This is a genomic window from Nocardia sp. NPDC056611 (assembly GCF_042792755.1).
Taxonomy (GTDB): Bacteria; Actinomycetota; Actinomycetes; order Mycobacteriales; family Mycobacteriaceae; genus Nocardia.
On the sequence record NZ_JBHTVV010000005.1, the window covers coordinates 236180 to 251720 of the forward strand.

Sequence of the window (15541 nt, forward strand, 5' to 3'; positions counted from 1 at the left end):
CCGATCAGACCGGGCAGCGCGCGGTGTCGGCGGTGCTGTCGTGGTGGTCGAACGGGGTGCCGTGGATTCCGGCACGGGCGGCGAGGTAGCGCGCGACTCTGGTGTTGCGGTCCCACATGGGGTCGATGTGGCGGGCGCGGCGGATCATGCGGGCGCGGGCGCCCGGCAGCCGGTCGTCGAGGGCACGAAGCCGAACCTGCGTGGTGGCGGCGAGGGCGGTGAGCTGCGAGAACGGTTGCAGCGGGACCGAATTCAACGGTGTGTCCGCGAGCAGGGCCCGGACCAGGGGCGCGCCGCTGTAGTAGGCCAGAGCACCCAGCAGCGGTGCGGTGGCGGCGATTTGGAGGCGACCGGTCGGTGTGGCGGTGGTGAAGCGCCGGGTCGCGGCACCGGCCATTTCGGCGGTCCATTCCGGAGCCACGCCCGCGGTGGCGACCATGAAGTCGGCCTGTTCCATCCCTTCGGCCGCCGTGCGCGGGATGAGTTCGTCGGCCACGCCGAAGACATGCGCGATATAGGCCCAGTAATGCATGACCGCGTCGAGCTGCCGGGTGGTGCTGCGCCGCCCGTGCGCATGGTCGAAGCAGATCGGTGACAGGCCGAAGGTGACCGCCGCGCCCATGGTGGTGGCGTTGGAGATGGGATTGCCGTGTTCGGCGAAATGCTCATCGCCCCAGGCTCGCCGGAGCATGGCTCGCACCTGGGCGTGCATGAGCCGGACCCGCACGGTGTCGTGGAAGATCGGGTTGCGACGATCCAGGGCTCCGGGTGCGGTGACGCTGCGAAACCAGACCGAGGATTCCAGGCCCCGCCGGTACGGGTCCCGGACGAACCGTCCCGTCCGACCGACGGCAGAGGCGACTTCCGCGCCGACGAAGGTTCCCATGAAGTCCTGGACGCCCATGGCCATCTTGCCCGCGAGCGACACGTTGATCCACAGCCGGCGGCCGTATTCCCACAGATCGGGGTCGTACCAGTCGGGCGGATCGTCCAACAGCGCGAACAGATTCACGAGTTCCGGCGGCGGGTCGTCGAGGCTGTCGATCCCGTGTGTGAGGGCCTGGTTCAGCATGCGGCGACCGCCCGCGGATCCGAGGCGGCCGAACGCGGCGACGAGCGCGTCCATCGGTTCGTCGCCCTGCCACAGGTGATCGGCCATGAGCCGGGTGCGTGGCGTCTCGACGGGTTCGCGGCGCACGTCGATCCACGCGCCCAGCATGGCTTTCCGCGGTTCGAACCACAGGTCCGACGGCACGGCCCGCGGCGGGGCCGGGCGCAGCGGCATCCCCGGCCGGTAGGGGTAGTCGTACGGGTGTGCCATGGCGTCACAACCCTGTCAGCTGACGGAATCTGGTGATCGGGTCCGAGCCGCGATCGGCGTGGACCGGGCAGTAGTGCTTGCCCTCGGCGCGGTGTCCGGCGGCGGGCCACAGCGTTTCGGGTGCTTCGGGAGGTGCCAGCGAGGCCGGGCGTCTCCCGGCGACTCGGCGGCGGGCGGCGTGGATGCGAGGGAAGAAGTACTTGACCCCGTCGGGTGTCACCCGGTTCATGGCCGACAGCGTCCGGCAGAGCCGGTCGAACCGCCGCTGGTCGCGGTCGGTCCAGGTGAAGCCCATGGTGCGGCGGATCTCCGGATCGCACAGCCCGATCGTCACGAACCGATAGAAGTGCCCGCCCGCGGGCCGGACGAGGCGTTCCCACACTGGCTTCGGCAGCCGCCCCACCAGCGGGAACGGCGGTACGGGCACGGTGTCGACGAGGTGGAAGACATCGCGAGCGGCCTTGGTCGGTTCCAGGGTGTCGCGGCACATGTCGGCCCAATAGCGTTGGAAGTCGGGCCAGCTCGTCGGCACCACCCGCATGCTCATGCCGTACAGCTCGTACCAGCGATAGTGCTCGCGCCAGAGTTGCTCCCGCTCGGCCCCGCTCAGCCCGCCCATGAAAAGGTCGGCGGCCCGCAGGTTCTGGACGAAGAACACCGCGTGCGCCCAATAGAAGGTGCCCGGGTCCAGCGCGTGGTACCGGCGGCCCTGTCCGTCGACGCCTTTGATGTCACGGTGATAGCCGACGATCTCCCGCGCGGTCCGCTCGGCGCGCTCGCCGTCGAACACCACCCCGTAGATCGGGTACAACGACCGCAGAATCCGTTGATAGAACTCGTCGTGGATCTCCGAATGGAATTCGACCCCCGCCCCGAGTCCCGGGTGCATGTTCTGCACCATCCCGACGAACAGCGCACTGGGCAGGAAGTACAGCGACCCGAAGGTCTTCCAGGTCAGCGAGTCCGGTCCGAGCGGCCCCGCGGGCTCGCGGATCTCCCGCGGACCTTGGTCCGGCACCGCGTTCTGTGACACCATGTCCCCACGCTGACACGACTTTTCGCTCGTCTTCAATTCGCATTTCCGGATCTCGCCCGAATCGCCATGACATCGAAACGCCGCACCCCGAAATCCCCGGTGCCGCCGCCGCGCCGGACCCCGCAACAGGATCGTTCGCGCGCCATGGTGGCCCGCATCGTCGACGCGGGCCAGCGGGTGCTGATCACCCACGGCTACGACGGCGCGTCGACCAATCGCATTGCGGCGGCGGCGGATATCAGTCCGGGCTCGCTGTATCAGTACTTCCCGAACAAGGACGCGATCGTGGCCGCGGTCATCGAGCGCTACACCGCCGAGGTGGCCGAGCGGGTCCGCGCGCGGGTGCTGTCGAATATCGGCCGTCCACCGGAAGTGTCGGTGCCGGAGACGATCTCGTACCTCATGGATGCCCTCGGCAATGACCGGGAACTGTTGCGGGCCGTGGTGGAGCAGACGCCGCGGCTGTCGGCCGCGGGCCCGGTGGTGGCGTTCGAGCAGCAGATCGGCGAGCTGGCCCGGGTCGCGCTGTCCATGCGGCAGTATCCGATTCCGGCCGAGGTGGATGCCGACGCGGCGGCGTGGATGCTGGTGCGCACGGTCGAGCATCTGACCATCCGCTATCTGCTGGACGGCCCGCCCATCCCGCGCGAGCGCTTTCTCGCCGACATCACCCGGCTGATCCTCAACTACTTCCGCGAGCCCGTGTCGCGAGCCGAACGCGAGTGATGGTTCGCCGCCTCAGCGGCGCATGACCTTCCGCCGGTTCTGGGTGCGGACGGCGGGGAGGGTGAGCAGCAGGTCGACGGCCCTGGCCGCGCTCTGCGCCGCGCTCTCCATCGTGGCCGACCAGTCGGTTCGGGTCCAATCCCCCGCCAGCACCAGCGTGGGCACCGAGGTGGCCTGGTCCGGCCGCAGCCCGTCGGTGCCGACCACCTGAGAGAAGGTGGCCCGCGGCATCGGAACCACCTGCGCGTGCAGCACTTTGGCTTCTTCGGCGGCCGGGTAATAGCGCCGCAGCAGTGCCATCTGCTCGTCGACCACCTCATGGTGCCCTTTGTGGATCTGCTCGTACGCGCCGCTGGTGGTCAGGCAGTACAGCCAGCCGTTCAGCGTCCCGCGCCCGTGCATGCGCTGCCGGTCGAAGACCTCGTCGATGACGCCGGTCCCGCCGATGAGGGCCTCCATGGCGGCCTTGGTGCCGAGCGGGCGATCCAGGTACAGGTTGGTGCTGACGATCGGGGTGTAGCCGAGTTTGTCGGCGGCCGAATAGATGCGGTCGTGCTCGGGCAGCTCGTCGAGCAGTCCGCCGATGTAGGAGTTGGGGACCGCGCACACCACCGCATCGGCGGGTTGCACCTCGCCCCCGGCCAATTCGACGCCGGTGACCGCGCCGTCGGTGATGTGGATGCGGCGCGCCACGGCCCGGTATTTCACGTCCACCCCGTGCCGGTCGAAGACCCGCTGCGCGCCGGAGACCAACAGGGTGTCCAGGTCGGTGGTCGGGTAGCCGATGGTGACCGGCCGCATCCGCTTGACGCCCAAGCGGATTCCGGTGGCCAGCACGTCGGCGAACACCTTGGCCGATTCCTGCCGCACCGGTTCGGCGGCGATGCCGAGGGCCAGCCAGTCCCACAGCGCCTCGCGGGCGGTGTCGGGCATGCCGAGGCGGCGGAACCACTGGTCGGTGGTGAGGTCGGCCAGATCTCCGGGCTGGCGCAGACTCTGCCAGCCCATCTTGACGGTGGCGGCGGCCGCGCGCACCCGGTCGGCGGCGCTCGCGTCGGGGTGGGCGCCGAGCAGGGCGCGCACGGCGGGGAATCCGGTGGTGCCCATGATCGCGGTGCGCCCGCCGGGCCAGCGCAGCACGCCCTGCTGCGGGAAGCTCACGTACTGCCGGGTGCCGACGCTGGTCAGGTACCGGAACAGATGCTCGTACCCGCTGGCGATCACGTGCTGGCCGTTGTCGGGAATGTCGCGCAGCGGGGCGACTTCCAGCGAGTGCGTGCGCCCGCCGAGCCGTCCGCGGCGTTCCAGGAGCGTGACCTGTTTCCCGGCTTCGGCGAGCCAGACCGCGGAGGCCAGTCCGGCCAGTCCCCCGCCGATGACAACGTAGCGTCGCGGATCGTTCATGTTCACCCCTGGAACTAGCCTGCACCAAGCAAGCTACGCCCGCCGTGCGCTCCGCATGCCCGGATTTCGTTACCTCGCACGGGGAATGAGACCTGGGGCGAAACGACGCCGCCCGCCCGGCCACCGGTGGGTGGCGGGGCGGGCGGCGTCTCGGACCGGTCCGGAGTTACTGGTGGACAGCGTTTTCCGCGGATTTGCGGGACATGAACGGGTAGGCCGCGCACACCAGCAGACCCCACACCGCGCCGACCACGAGCGCGCTGCGGCCGTCCTCGGTGAAGAACAGCAGCACCACGACCAGCGCGAGGAACGCCAGCGCCAGCGCCGTGGTGATCGGGGCTCCCGGCAGCCGGTAGTCACTGCCCGGCAGCACGCCCCGCTGGACGCGGACCCGGTAGATCAGGTGGCAGACCAGGATGATGCCCCAGACGAAGATGATGCCCATGGTGGACACCGAGGTGATGTAGCCGAACGCCTTGTCCGGCGAGAAGTAGTTCACCGCGACACCGATCACCATGACCGCCGCCGAGACCGCGATTCCAGCCGCGGGGACCGACCGGCCGCTCAGGTTCGCCAGCGCGGGCGGCGCTTCCTGACGCTGCGACAGGCTGCGCAGCATGCGCCCGGTCGAGTAGATGCCCGAGTTGCACGACGACAGCGCCGCGGTGAGCAGCACGAAGTTGATGATCCCGGCCGCGCCCGGAATGCCGATCTGCTCGAAGACCTCCACGAACGGGCTGCGGCCCGCGTGGAAGGTGCGCCAGCTCGACACCGACATGATGACCACGAGCGCGCCGACGTAGAACAGGCCGATCCGCAACGGCAGCGAGTTGATGGCCTTGCGCAGGGTCCGCTTGGGGTCGCGCGCCTCACCGGCGGTCACGCCCACCAGCTCCACGCCGACATAGGCGAAGACCACGATCTGCAGGGCCAGCAGCGCCTGCCCGAAACCGTTGGGGAATACGCCGCCGTCGTTCCACAGGTTGGTGACGGTCGGGTTGGTGGCGTGGCCGAAGTGGAAGATCAGCACGCCCAGGCCGAGCACGATCATGGTGACGATGGCGGTCACCTTGATGGTGGAGAACCAGAACTCGCCCTCGCCGAACAGTCGCACCGACACCAGGTTGGCGACGAACATGATGCCCAGCACGACCAGCGCGGTCACCCACTGCGGGATGTCGAACCAGTACTGCACGTATTTGCCTGCCACCGTGATCTCGGCCATGCAGGTGGCCACCCAGACCGCCCAGTAGGTCCAGCCGGTGGCGAATCCCGCGAAGCGGCCCAGGAATTCGTGCGCGTACTCGGCGAAACTGCCCGCGACCGGGCGGTAGGTGAGCAGTTCGCCCAGCGCCCGCATGATCACGAAGATGGCCAGACCGGCGGCCAGGTAGCAGAGGATGAGCGCCGGACCGGCCTTCTGGATCGCGCCGCCCGCGCCGTAGAACAGGCCGGTGCCGATCGCGCCGCCGATGGCGATCATCTGGATGGTGCGCGGTGAGAGGCCGCGCGAATATCCCTCGTCCGTGGGTGCGGCGCCGGTGTCCGGTAGCTGCCGTTCCGAGGCTGTCAAATGGTGTTCCTTCCGCGTGCCGGCGGCCGGAACCCCCCTGTTCGCACCTGCGAGACACCGGCCGCGTCGAGCGTGCCGACGAATTGCGGCGCTCGATCCAACGGCGTGTCACGCTACCGGAGTGGTCTGCGGCTCACAGTCACCACGGCGCGTGGTGTCGGGTCGGCGCGGTGCGCGGTGGTCCAGAGTGACGCGTGGTGTCTCGGGTCAGCGTGGTGTCTCGGGTCAGCGCGGCGAGGGGCGCTGGGTCTGGGTCCAGTCGCCCTCGTCGATCAGTTCCAGACCGGTGACGATCTCGGCCTCGATGCGGATGACGTGGTCCATCGGCATATTGATCCACGGGTCCAGCAGCGTCTCGTAGCGCTGCACCTGTTCGGGATCCATGACCACCCGCGCCACCCCGGTGACGATCACGCTCCAGCCCTGCCGGGTGTGCTCGTCGAACGAGTCGGCCTCGTACGCCACCACCTGGCCGTCGCCGCGCAGCAGGCTGGCGCCCAGGTGCGCGCGCACCACGACGACGTCCTCCTCGACGATGTGGTTGACCGGCCGGATGATCGGAAGTCCCCGGCGCGAGTAGACGATTCGCCCGTATTGCGCGCCCGCCAGTCGTTTCAGTGAATCGGCAGCCGAAAGCTCGCGTAGCTTCCGTGCCCCTACGCCGCCCATCCCTCCGATTGTGGTCGATCGGCACCGATAACGCCAATTGCCTTGCCCCATCGCGAGGTTCGCACGCGGTGTCAGCGCACTGGCGGGACCGAGACCAGGGCGGGCGGTTTGTCGGTGCGCAACCCCTTCCAGCTGGGCATGCGCAGGCGCTCGCCGGAGTATTCGCGATATTCGACGTCGGCGACGAGGATCGGATCCACCCAGTGCCAGCCCGCCCCTGCCGCTTCCGGTGGCGGCGGGTCGAAAGGGGCTGCGGAGACGGTGATCCCGTCGAGTGCGCCGCGCAGGACGCGGCGGGCGGCCTGGGTGAAGCCGGTGCCGACATTGCCGAGGTAGACGAGCCGACCGGTCTCGTCGTGTGCGCCCATGATCAGCGACCCGAAGGTGGTCCCGAACCCGCCCGCGCCCGGCGTCCACCCGGCCACCACGACCTCGGTGTTCTGCCGCAACGGCGTCTTGATCCAGGCCGGGGACCGGCGGCCGGGCAGGTACACCGAGTCGGTCCGTTTGGACACGACACCCTCGATCCGATGTTCCCGCGCCACCTCCAGCAACTGTGCCGCATCCACGTCCAGCCAGTGCGGCGGCGCCGACAGCGGTTCGTTCAGCGGCAGCCCGGCCAGCCGCTCACGGCGCTGGAGGTAGGTCTCGCCGGTGACGTCGAGGTCGTCCACACGAAGTACGTCGAAGACGAAGAACCGCACCGGGACCTCGCCGATCAGCTGCTCCCCCGGCCGCACCACGTGCATGCGCCGCTGCAACCGCCCGAACGAGGGCGCTCCATCGCGGTCCGGCGCCACGATCTCGCCGTCCAAGATCAGAGATCCCTTGCCGGGCAACTCTTTCAGCGCAGTGATGATCTCCGGATAGGCCGCGCTGACGTCATTGCCGTTGCGGCTGAACAGGGTGCATTCCCCGGCCTCGCGGATCGCGATGATGCGGACTCCGTCCCACTTCATCTCCACCGCCCACCCGGGCCCGCCCGGCGGCGGCCCCCCGGTCGCCAGCATGGGCGACGGGCCGCGGCGGACCGAGGCGGCCACGCGGGCCGCTATCCGCGCCGATATCCGGGCGAACGAGACATGCCCGGGAGTTTGCTATCGAGTTGCCTTCCCGCCGCCACGGCGCGCCGGGGACGCCCGGTTCGTTATCCGCCTACTCGGCCACCCTGATTCCGTCACCGCCCCCGCGAGCGCTCACCGGAGAGGGTCGTCACGATGCTGGTGACGGTGGCGACCGGTTTGCCGTCACCGCGGGTGATATCGCACCGGTAGTGCGTGATGGTGCGGCCCGAATGCGTCGGGTATGCGTGCGCGCGAAGGGTGTCGCGCCAGACCGGGCGCAGGAAGACCGCCCGCAGATCGATGCTCGTGAACGATTCGCCGGGACCGACCACCGTGGAGTGCGCGGTGCCGATGGCCGCGTCGGCCAGTTCGGTGAGCAGCCCGCCGTGCACCGTGCCCTGCTGGTTGCCGTGCACCGCGGGATCGGTATCGATCTCGACGACCGCCCGGCCCAGGACGACCGCGGCCAGGCGGATCCCGAGGGTGCGGGAAATCGCTGTCGGATACCGGAACTGGCAGGTCTGGCCCTCCGCCAGGGTTCCGGTCAGCTGGGCGTGCAGGTAGTCCAGGACCGGCAGTTCGGTCGGCGAGATCGTCATGGACATGACGGTAGGACCGGTCATGTAGGACGATCAAGAAATTGTCCTAGGTACAGTCGGGTGATGCGCACGTATCAGGAGGTCGCGGCCGAACTAGCGGCGCAGATCCGCGCGGGACGCTGGGCCCCGGGGCAACGGCTGCCGACACATCGGGAGCTCGCGGCCGGGCACGGTATCGCGGTGGCCACCGCGACCCGGGTATTCGCCGAGCTCAAGCGGGTCGGCCTGGTCGTCGGCGAGCCGGGCCGGGGCAGTTTCGTGCGGGACCGATCGGTGCGGCTGGCGTCGGCCGAATACGGGGCGGGCGCGGACACGGTGTGGGCGGATCTGGCCTTCACGCAACCGATGTCGCCGCGCCGCGCGGAACTGCTGCGCACCGCACTGCGCGACCTCGCCAGCGGCGGCGACCTGGACGCCCTGCTGCGCCAACAGCCGCCGGGCGGACGGCCGCACGACCGCGCGGTAGTCACGGAGTTCCTGGATCGACGCGGAATCGCCGCCGACCCCGCGCGCGTCGTGCTCACCCACGGGGCGCAGCACGGATTGGATCTCGTTGTCCGCGCGCTGTTCTCACCCGGAGACGTGGTCGCGGCGGACGAGCTCACCTATCCCGGCTTCAAGCTGCTCGCCCATGCCCACGGCGTCGACGTCGCGCCGATCCCGGCCGCCGCCGACGGCCCGGACCTGGATGCCCTCGACCGGCTGTGCGCGCGACGCCCGGTGCGCGCCGTCTACGCCATGCCGACCCTGCACAATCCGCTCGGCTGGGTTCTCGACCGCGCGCAGCGCGAGCGCCTCGTTTCGATTGCGCGGCACCACGATCTGTTCCTGATCGAGGATGCGGCCTACGCCTTCCTCGCCGACCCCGCACCCGCGCCACTGGTCACCCTGGCTCCCGAGCGCACGTTCTGGGTCTCGAGTCTGTCCAAGAGCGCCGCGGCCGGTCTGCGGTTCGGCATCCTGGTCATCCCGCCACGCGCCGAACCCGCGCTCGGACGATTGCTCCGCGCGACCATGGCGAGCCCGCCGGGCCTGGTAACGGCCGTGGCGGTGCGCTGGATCGGCGACGGCACGGTCGACGCCCTGGAACACGCGAGCCGCCGCGCGGCCGGAGACCACCAGCAGGTGCTGCGCCGGGAACTGGGCGACCTCCGGCCGACCGCCCATCCGCGCTCGTTCTTCGCCTGGCTCCCCATCGACCCCGACCAGCGCATGGACCGCATCGCGGCCGAACTATCGCGCCGCGGCGTCCGGGTCTGCACCGGCGACGTCTTCGCCGTCACCCAGCACGTCCCGCACGGTCTGCGCATCGCCCTGGGATCGCCCGCACTGGAAGACCTTCCGCTCGTCCTCGCCGAATTGCGGGATGCCCTCGACTCGGTACCACCCGGCTGAGGATGCGCCGGGGAGTCGTCAGCCCCCGCCGATTCCGGCCTCCCGCAGCGAAGCACGGATCAGCCGGGCCAACTGTGCCGCGACGATATCGAGAGGTTCGTCCGATCGGCGCACCCGGGCCAGCAGGGTCGCGCCCTCGTAGGCCGCGACCACCGTCACCGCCAGCCCCGCCGCGTCCGCCTCGGGCAATCCCAGATCCGCCAGGAGTGAGGCGAATCCGCGTTCCATGGCATCGAAGGCCGACGCGCAGGCGGCGCGGACGGTCTCCACGTCGCCGCCCCCGTCCAGCGCCGGAGTGCCGACCGGGCAGCCATCGGTCCAGTCCGAGTCGGCGAGTTTCGCGGCCATGAAACCGAACAGCGTTGTGGTCGTAGCGAATACGTCGTCCGGCGCCTGCCGGATCATCCGACCGACGAGGTTCCCGGTCCCCGCGATCGCCGCCACCGCGATCTCCTCCTTCCCACCGGGAAAATGGTGATAGATCGAGCCGTAGGGCAGACCGGCGGCGCCGCTGAGCGCCTTGAGCCCGAATCCGTGATACCCGTGCCGGGCCAGCAACTCCGCCGCGGCCACCACGATCCGCCGCTTGGAATCCGACATCCTGCCCTCCGCACACCCTTGACTAGAAAGAACGTTCTAGCGAAACTCTAGTCCATGCGGAGATTGATGCTGGACGGTCCCGGACGCCTGCGCTGGGAAGACTGCCCCGAACCGACGCTCGACCATCCGGATCAGGCACTGGTCCGGCCGGTGGCGCTGGCGACCTGCGACCTCGATCCGGCCGTGCTGCGCGGTGGATTCCCGCTGCCCGGTCCGTTCCCTTTCGGCCACGAAGGTGTCGCCGAGGTCGTGGCGGTCGGCGAGGACGTCCGCACGGTCGCGGCCGGCGACCGGGTCGTGGTGCCGTTCCAAATTTCCTGTGGCACTTGCGAACCGTGCCGACGCGGGCGGACCGGCAACTGCGCGAGCCACCCGATGATGTCGACCTTCGGTCTCGGCGCGATGGGTGGGCTGAACTGGGGCGGCCTCTGGGCGGACCTCGCCGTGGTTCCGCATGCCGACGCCATGCTCGTTCCGCTCCCCGACGGCATCGACCCGGCCGCGGTGGCCAGCGCCAGCGACAATATTCCCGACGCGTATCGCACTGTGGGACCGCGACTCTCGGCCGAGCCGGGGGCGGAGGTGCTGGTGCTCGGCGGCCCCGCGGCGGCGTCGATCGGCCTCTACGCCGCCGGATTGGCGGTCGCGTTGGGCTCGTCGCGGGTCGTCTATGTCGACACCGAACCCGAACGGCTGGAGATCGCAACACGATTCGGCGCCGAAGCCGTCGAGGCCGGCCCCGACGCGCGAGTCGGGCGATTCCCCGTCACCGTGGAGGCGTGTGGCGGCGCGACCGCGCTGCGCGCCGCGATCAACGCCACCGCCCCGGACGGCACCTGCACCAGCGTCAGCGTGCAACGCGAAGACGTCGAGCTGCCGCTGCTCGCGATGTACTCGCGCTGCTGCACCTTCCACACCGGCCGCGCCCACGCCCGCCCGGCCATTCCGGCCGTTCTCGACCTGGTCGTCGCCGGCAGGTTCGATCCCTCGATCGTCACCACCCGCAGTGCGGAGTGGGAGGAGTCCATCGACGCGCTGCTCGAGACACCGATGAAACTGGTGGTCACCCGCTGACGGCGGGGTCCGGACGCTATTTGGCCGAGAAGCCCTGGCCTCGGATGGTGTCGAGGACCTCGCCGTAGGTGAGTGAGGAGGTGACCGTGATGGTCTCGGCCGCGCGATCGACGGTGACCGCGCTGGTGGAGTCCATGCCGCGCAGGGCGCGTTCGGCGAGGGTCGCCTCGGAGGCGAAGTGCGGCATTTCGTAGGTGTAGGTCGACATCGGTTCGCTCCCGTTCATAGTGCGTGAGTTCGCATTCCGGGCATAGCCACGAATTCGGCGGACAAACAGGGGGACTCGCCGGACAACCTGCCGAATCGGGGTTTGGCCTGCGCGGCAGCGGGCATTGCCCCGATATGTTCACAATCATCGGGCTCATCGCTCTGCTGGGTGCTGTGACCGTGGGTGTGGCCGGGGTCGCGGCCAACAGCGGTGACTCGCACGCACTTCCCAACGGCTTCACTGTATTCGATCACACCTATCACGGCTCGAGCGGACTGTTGTTCGCGTACGGGATGGTGATCGGCGCGGCCGGCGCGGCCGGAGCGATCCTGCTGCTGGCCGGAATCTGGACCACCTCGCGGCGCGGCCAGGTGGCGCGGCGCGAGCTGCGTCAGTCGCGACGGGAAATGGCCGCCGCGCGAAAGGAACTCACGAAACCGGTACCCACCTCCAAGCCCGCGGGTAACGTGGAGCCACCTCGGAAGCCGGTGGTTCCCCTGGCCAAGATGGCGCCGAAACGTGCCCTCTCGAAGCCGAACTGGTCGGTCAACCGTTTCCTCGGTCGCCCGAGCGGGTCCCCCGCCCCGAAAGAATCCGCCGCCCAATAGGAACCCTCCGAATGTTCGTCGTGCTCGGCCTGGCGCTGCTCGATGCCGGCTGGCTGCTCGCCACCCCGGCCCTGTCCTCGCTCGGAATCATCGCCATGGCCGTCGCCCTGATCCAGTGGCTGATGGGTGCGCCCGCCCGCTGGCTCGCGCACCCGCGCTATTGACTCGCGCACCCGGGTCATCGACTCGCGCACCAGTGTCATCGACCGGACACCGAGGTCCGGTGCCACCACGCCGACCGGGATCCCACCCGGTCGGCTAGCGTCGGTTTCATGACGGTGACGGTGCTGGTGCCCGACGAACACGGTTTCGCGGCGGTTTCCCGGCTGCCCGGGGCGCGGCCGCTGCGCTACACGCTCGGCGAGCCGCTCCCCGCCGGGGCGGACGAGGCGGAGGTGTTCGTGCCCGCGTTCCTGGCCAGCCGCCCCGAGAATCTCGAACTGGCCCAGGCGCTGCCCAAACTGCGCTTGGTGCAACTGCTCACGGCGGGCGCGGAAACCTGGGTCGGACGGCTGCCCGAGCATGTCATGATCTCCACGGGTCGCGGCGCGCACGGGGCCAGCACGGCGGAGTGGGCGATCACCGGATTGCTCACCGTCTACCGGGAATTCACCGAATTCGCGCTGGCCCAGCGTGAACACCGCTGGACCCAGCACCGCACGGATACCTTGCACGGCAAGCGCGTCCTGATCGTCGGCGCGGGCGACCTCGGCACCGAGATGCAGCGCATGCTGCTGCCTTTCGGCACAACGGTCGAACTGGTCGGTACCCGAGCCCGCGCCGGCGTCCACGGCGTCGACGAACTTCCCGCCCTGCTCCCGCATTTCGACGCGGTCATCCTCATGGTTCCGGTCACCACCGACACCATCGGTATGGTCGACGCCGCCTTCCTGTCCCGGATGGCCGACCGCGCCATCCTGGTCAATGCCGCCCGCGGCCCCGTGGTCCGCACCGACGACCTGCTCGCCGAACTGCAATCCGGCCGCCTGCGCGCCATTCTCGACGTCACCGACCCCGAACCACTGCCCGCCGACCACCCGCTGTGGGACGCACCGGGCCTGCTGCTCACCCCGCACGTCGGTGGCAGCAGCACAGGAAATCTGGAGCGCGGCTGGACCATCGCGACCGCCGAAATCGCGCGCTACCTCGCGGGTGAGCCGCCGGAGAATCTCGTCAGCGGCGAATACTGAAGCAGCGAATACCGAACTGGCGCAACACGAACCCGAGAGCTGTGCGGGCTACAGCGTGTCCTTGCCGATCGGCCGATTGATTCCGCGCCACTCCCGCTCCCAGCGCGCGTACCGCCGGGCATCGAGCACGGTCCCGGTGAACCACACGGTCGCCGCGGCGGCACACCAGGTTTCGACGAGTATCGCCAGCCCGGTCCCGATCCCCTCCGCGGCGGCGGACCCGGGCCGCGACGGCGCGATGGTCGGCTGCCCGTTCTTGGTCCACAATATCACCGTCGCCCCCGCGACCTGTGGTCCCGGCACATCCACCGTCGCGGTCGCGATCTTCCCGCCACTGTCCCACTGCACCGGCGCCTGATACCGCACCTGATGCGTCGCGTACCGATCGGAATCCGGCACCCGCACCGCGTCCGCGGTCTCCGTGGCCACCACCCGGACCTTCCCCGAGTCCTGCGCCACGATCCGGGCCTGCGCCCCCGTATAACTGACGGTCCCCACCGCCCCCGCCACCGGCACCGCCGCGGCCACCACCACCACGGCCAACGCCCGCAACACCACCTCCGCCCGATCCGACACACGCATCAACGGACTGGAGTTCCACGGGCGCACTCGCCACAGCCGCGTCGACCACGAAGGACGCATCGACACCTGGACCACCTCTCCCCACGCGCCGGCATACCGCTTACATCGGTAGCTGTACCCAGAGGGATACGCCATGAACCAACGAACGTCAAGGTCAACGCGTCGTCGTGTTCGCTGTGGCAGCGGAGAACGACGACCTGCGGTTCTCGCTGGGCGGATCGGCCTCCGGACGGGTCGCGGCAGCTATGGGGTCCGATTTCCGCCGGAAGCGTGATCGTGGTGTTTCTAGCGTCGGAGAGATGGAACTCGATGTCATTCCGTCCTCGCGGGAATGGGTGCTGCGGACACCCACGGTGTGGTTCATGGCCTTCGCGGCCGCGCTCGGGACCGCGAGCATGTATCCGCTGCACCCCGCGATAGCCGAGTTGGGCGAGTCACTGCATGCTTCGACGGCCGCCGTGGGCACGGCCTTGGCGTGCGGGCCGATCGGATATCTGGTGGGGCTGGCTGTGCTGGTGCCGCTGGTCGATCGGTACGCGGCGCGCGCGGTGGTCTCGGTTCAATTCGCCGTGCTGGCCGCGGTTCTGGCTGCCACGGCGGCAGTCGGATCGCCGTGGCTGTTGGGCTTCGCGGTGGGACTCGTCGGGGCGGGATCCTCGATCGGCGCGCAATTGAGTTCGGTCGCGGGAAGATTCGCGGCCTCGCACACGCGGGCGACCGTGCTCGGGATCGTGACGGCCGGCATTTCGGCGGGCATCCTCGCGGGCCGGATCGTCGGTGGCTGGCTGACCGATGTCATGGGGTGGCGGGGAATGCTGCTCGTGTTCGCCGCGGCGTGTGTCGGCTGTGCCGTCGCCGCCCGCGTCGCCCTGCCCGCGGCGGCGGGCACCGCCACCGCAGGCTATCTCGCGACCCTGCGCGGAATGCCCGCGCTGTTCACCCGGCATCCGGCGCTGCGCCTGGCGGCGATCCGAGGCTCCCTCTGGTTCTTCGCCTTCTGCGCGATCTGGGCCGGACTCGCGGTCGCCCTGTCCCAGCCGCCGTTCTCGTATTCCCCCGAACGGATCGGCCTGTACGCCTTCGCCGGGCTGCTCGGCATCATCGCCACCCGAATCGCGGGAACCTGGACCGATCGGATCGGCGCACGCCAGGTGATTCTGCTCGGCCTGCCGCCGGCGATCGCCGGTACGGCGGTCCTCGCCGTCACCGTGTCGAACACGGCGCTGACCCTGCTGTGCCTCGGCCTGTTCGATGCCGGACTGTTCGCCGCCCAGGTTGCCAATCAGAGCACGGTCCTGGCCATCGATCCCACCAGCCCTGCCCGATTCAACAGCGCCTACATGGTCGTCTACTTCATCGGTGGCAGCCTCGGCACCGCGTTCGGCGCCGCAGCGGTCGGCTGGTTCGGCTGGACCGCCACCGCCCTGGTCGCCGCCACGGCGACCATCCTGGCCGCGATCATCACCGCCCTGACCTGACGATCAGCACACGG

17 protein-coding genes are annotated in these 15541 nt (G+C 69.6%); 7 read left to right on the top strand and 10 right to left on the bottom strand.

Going from position 1 to position 15541, the window contains the following annotated elements; all coding sequences use genetic code 11:
- Positions 1–4 precede the first annotated feature (4 nt).
- Both ACFRAQ_RS26530 and ACFRAQ_RS26535 read right to left on the bottom strand, forming a co-directional pair.
- A complete protein-coding gene (locus ACFRAQ_RS26530) occupies positions 5–1321 on the bottom strand; it encodes an oxygenase MpaB family protein (RefSeq protein WP_379104238.1) in 1317 nt (438 codons plus the stop codon).
- A gap of 4 nt (positions 1322–1325) precedes the next feature.
- On the bottom strand, positions 1326–2357 hold the full coding sequence (locus ACFRAQ_RS26535) for an oxygenase MpaB family protein (protein ID WP_379104240.1): 1032 nt from the start codon (positions 2355–2357) through the stop codon (positions 1326–1328).
- A 66-nt stretch (positions 2358–2423) separates the two neighbouring features.
- On the opposite strand from ACFRAQ_RS26535, the gene ACFRAQ_RS26540 reads away from it, so the two are divergent.
- Complete coding sequence (locus tag ACFRAQ_RS26540) at positions 2424–3083, top strand: TetR/AcrR family transcriptional regulator (RefSeq protein ID WP_379104242.1); 660 nt, start codon at positions 2424–2426, stop codon at positions 3081–3083.
- A gap of 12 nt (positions 3084–3095) precedes the next feature.
- On the opposite strand, the gene ACFRAQ_RS26545 is transcribed toward ACFRAQ_RS26540, so the two are convergent.
- The 5 genes from ACFRAQ_RS26545 to ACFRAQ_RS26565 all read right to left on the bottom strand — a co-directional run bounded on the left by ACFRAQ_RS26545 (position 3096) and on the right by ACFRAQ_RS26565 (position 8392).
- Entirely contained in the window at positions 3096–4487 is a 1392-nt protein-coding gene (locus ACFRAQ_RS26545; RefSeq protein ID WP_379104244.1) for an FAD-dependent oxidoreductase, read from the bottom strand.
- Positions 4488–4653: 166 nt separating this feature from the next.
- Positions 4654–6060: an amino acid permease gene (locus ACFRAQ_RS26550; RefSeq protein WP_379104246.1), complete on the bottom strand. Its 1407-nt coding sequence runs from the start codon at positions 6058–6060 to the stop codon at positions 4654–4656.
- 225 nt (positions 6061–6285) lie between these two features.
- Positions 6286–6729 carry a pyridoxamine 5'-phosphate oxidase family protein gene (locus ACFRAQ_RS26555; protein ID WP_379104248.1) on the bottom strand — a complete coding sequence of 148 codons (444 nt, stop codon included), beginning with the start codon at positions 6727–6729 and terminating at the stop codon, positions 6286–6288.
- 71 nt (positions 6730–6800) lie between these two features.
- On the bottom strand, positions 6801–7772 hold the full coding sequence (gene ligD / locus ACFRAQ_RS26560) for a non-homologous end-joining DNA ligase (RefSeq protein ID WP_379104250.1): 972 nt from the start codon (positions 7770–7772) through the stop codon (positions 6801–6803).
- Positions 7773–7906: 134 nt separating this feature from the next.
- Complete coding sequence (locus tag ACFRAQ_RS26565; RefSeq protein WP_379104252.1) at positions 7907–8392, bottom strand: PaaI family thioesterase; 486 nt, start codon at positions 8390–8392, stop codon at positions 7907–7909.
- Positions 8393–8455: 63 nt separating this feature from the next.
- Here ACFRAQ_RS26565 and ACFRAQ_RS26570 point away from each other — a divergent pair, with 63 nt between their 5' ends.
- Complete coding sequence (locus ACFRAQ_RS26570; RefSeq protein ID WP_379104254.1) at positions 8456–9787, top strand: PLP-dependent aminotransferase family protein; 1332 nt, start codon at positions 8456–8458, stop codon at positions 9785–9787.
- 18 nt (positions 9788–9805) lie between these two features.
- On the opposite strand, the gene ACFRAQ_RS26575 is transcribed toward ACFRAQ_RS26570, so the two are convergent.
- Positions 9806–10387 carry a TetR/AcrR family transcriptional regulator gene (locus tag ACFRAQ_RS26575; protein ID WP_379104256.1) on the bottom strand — a complete coding sequence of 194 codons (582 nt, stop codon included), beginning with the start codon at positions 10385–10387 and terminating at the stop codon, positions 9806–9808.
- A 54-nt stretch (positions 10388–10441) separates the two neighbouring features.
- On the opposite strand from ACFRAQ_RS26575, the gene ACFRAQ_RS26580 reads away from it, so the two are divergent.
- Positions 10442–11461, top strand: a complete 1020-nt coding sequence (locus ACFRAQ_RS26580; protein WP_379104258.1) for a zinc-binding dehydrogenase — start codon at positions 10442–10444, stop codon at positions 11459–11461.
- A gap of 16 nt (positions 11462–11477) precedes the next feature.
- Here the strand turns inward: ACFRAQ_RS26580 and ACFRAQ_RS26585 are convergent, their stop codons facing one another.
- On the bottom strand, positions 11478–11669 hold the full coding sequence (locus tag ACFRAQ_RS26585; protein ID WP_379104260.1) for a hypothetical protein: 192 nt from the start codon (positions 11667–11669) through the stop codon (positions 11478–11480).
- Positions 11670–11803: 134 nt separating this feature from the next.
- Between ACFRAQ_RS26585 and ACFRAQ_RS26590 the strand changes: the two genes are divergently transcribed.
- The 3 genes from ACFRAQ_RS26590 (at position 11804) to ACFRAQ_RS26600 (ending at position 13467) form a co-directional block, all read left to right on the top strand.
- Positions 11804–12277 carry a hypothetical protein gene (locus ACFRAQ_RS26590; RefSeq protein WP_379104262.1) on the top strand — a complete coding sequence of 158 codons (474 nt, stop codon included), beginning with the start codon at positions 11804–11806 and terminating at the stop codon, positions 12275–12277.
- Between the two features lie 11 nt (positions 12278–12288).
- Entirely contained in the window at positions 12289–12441 is a 153-nt protein-coding gene (locus ACFRAQ_RS26595; protein ID WP_357277651.1) for a hypothetical protein, read from the top strand.
- A 108-nt stretch (positions 12442–12549) separates the two neighbouring features.
- On the top strand, positions 12550–13467 hold the full coding sequence (locus ACFRAQ_RS26600; RefSeq protein WP_379104264.1) for a 2-hydroxyacid dehydrogenase: 918 nt from the start codon (positions 12550–12552) through the stop codon (positions 13465–13467).
- Positions 13468–13515: 48 nt separating this feature from the next.
- Here the strand turns inward: ACFRAQ_RS26600 and ACFRAQ_RS26605 are convergent, their stop codons facing one another.
- On the bottom strand, positions 13516–14049 hold the full coding sequence (locus ACFRAQ_RS26605) for a hypothetical protein (RefSeq protein WP_379104266.1): 534 nt from the start codon (positions 14047–14049) through the stop codon (positions 13516–13518).
- 299 nt (positions 14050–14348) lie between these two features.
- On the opposite strand from ACFRAQ_RS26605, the gene ACFRAQ_RS26610 reads away from it, so the two are divergent.
- Positions 14349–15527, top strand: a complete 1179-nt coding sequence (locus tag ACFRAQ_RS26610; protein ID WP_379104268.1) for an MFS transporter — start codon at positions 14349–14351, stop codon at positions 15525–15527.
- Positions 15528–15541: the final 14 nt, after the last annotated feature.